Source organism: Methanoculleus sp. UBA208 (assembly GCF_002498065.1).
Classification (GTDB): domain Archaea; phylum Halobacteriota; class Methanomicrobia; order Methanomicrobiales; family Methanoculleaceae; genus Methanoculleus.
In genome coordinates this window covers 1-1,479 of the sequence record NZ_DAFZ01000115.1, presented here as the reverse complement: position 1 = coordinate 1,479, position 1,479 = coordinate 1, and the positions used below count along the sequence as shown (strand labels likewise).

At 62.1% G+C, this 1,479-nt stretch carries 5 protein-coding genes; all 5 read left to right on the top strand.

Going from position 1 to position 1,479, the window contains the following annotated elements; genetic code table 11:
- The coding region (locus BRA62_RS11850; protein ID WP_292366856.1) for a permease at positions 1-372 on the top strand (372 nt) is incomplete at its 5' end.
- A gap of 10 nt (positions 373-382) precedes the next feature.
- Positions 383-649 carry a hypothetical protein gene (locus BRA62_RS11845; RefSeq protein ID WP_292366854.1) on the top strand — a complete coding sequence of 89 codons (267 nt, stop codon included), beginning with the start codon at positions 383-385 and terminating at the stop codon, positions 647-649.
- On the top strand, positions 649-885 hold the full coding sequence (locus BRA62_RS11840) for a thioredoxin family protein (protein WP_292366852.1): 237 nt from the start codon (positions 649-651) through the stop codon (positions 883-885). Before BRA62_RS11845 ends, BRA62_RS11840 begins: the two co-directional genes overlap by 1 nt.
- Before the next feature lie 33 nt (positions 886-918).
- Positions 919-1,161: a thioredoxin family protein gene (locus BRA62_RS11835; RefSeq protein WP_292366850.1), complete on the top strand. Its 243-nt coding sequence runs from the start codon at positions 919-921 to the stop codon at positions 1,159-1,161.
- Position 1,162: 1 nt separating this feature from the next.
- Positions 1,163-1,479: putative zinc-binding protein (locus BRA62_RS11830; RefSeq protein ID WP_292366848.1), on the top strand; the 317-nt coding region annotated here is incomplete at its 3' end.

Here is a 1,479-nt window from a genome sequence, read left to right as displayed (position 1 = left end):
CCCATCCTGATCGGGGGAACGTTCCTCGTCGGGATCATCGCCTTCTTCCTCCCGCCGGAGACCTTCCAGCCCTTCTTCGGGAACAACTCGCTCGCGGCAAACTTCTTTGCGGCGATCGTCGGGATGATCCTCTACATGCCGACGCTGCTCGAGGTCCCGATCATCGGCACGACCTTCGGCTACTCGGCAGGCCTCATGGCCCCGGGACCGGCGCTCGCCCTCCTGCTTGCCGGGCCGACGATCAGCCTGCCTTCCGTCCTGGTCATCTCCCGGATCCTCGGGGCGAAGAAGACGGCGGCCTACGTGGCGCTGGTGGTCATTTTCGCGACCATGGCCGGGTTCCTGTACGGGAACGGGATGCTGCTCATATAGGAGTGATTGTATGGAGACGAAGAAGAGGGAGAAACCCTGCTGCGCCGCCGAGGCCCTGCGGCGCATCCGCCGGATCGAGGTCGGCGGGGTCATCGTCGGGCTCGCGATGCTCGATGACGCCTTCCAGGACGTCATCGATCGCGGCATCGCGGGCGTTACCGCTATCAACGATGAACTGATGAGACAGATAAAGATCTACAACTACATCCCGAAGGAGGCGGAGCCGCTCTACCGGGCGGCGCTCCTTCGAGAGTATCGGAACAAGGTGAAGGGATAATGGTAAAGGTTGAAGTGCTCGGAACCGGCTGCGCCAAATGCAAGCGGCTCGCAAAGAACGTAGAGACAGCGATCAGGGATCTCGGCATCGAGGCCGAACTCGTCAAGGTTGACGACATCACCGAGATCATGGACCGCGGCGTGATGCTGACCCCTGCCCTCGCCGTCGACGGGGAACTCAAAGTCTCCGGCCGGGTGGCGGACGTCAAGGAGATCAAGGAGATCCTGCAGGGGTGAGACCCCCTCTTCCCCTGCAAAGAAGTCTGAGAGATGGTGCTGGTTGAAGTATTCGGGACCGGCTGCGCCAAGTGCGGGCGGATGATCAAAAATGTCGAGATCGCGGTCAGGGAACTCAAGATCGATGCGGAGATCCGCAAGATCGAGAGCCTCGATGCGATGATCGAGCGGGGCGTGATGCTGACGCCGGCGCTCTACGTCGACGGCGAGGCCAAGGTCGTCGGCCACGTCCCCTGCGTCGAGGATATCAAACAGATACTGCTTGGAGTGAAGTGAGATGACGGAACAGAACACACCCCGGTGCGCCTGTGAATCCGGGATAGAGCCGGAAGGCGGACCGAAACGGATCATCTTCGCCTGCGCCGGCGCATCGAAGGCCGGACAGCTCACAAACGAGGCCGCTGTCCGGTTAACGAAGGAAGGATACGGGAAGATCGCCTGCACGGCGTCTCTCGCCGTCGGGACGCCCTCGATCAAGAAGAACGTCGAGGCAGCGGACGAGGTGATCGTCATCGACGGCTGCCCGGTCGGCTGCGCCCGCCAGATCGCTGAGAAGGCCGGCATCACGCCCGACCAGGAGATCGTGGTCACGGA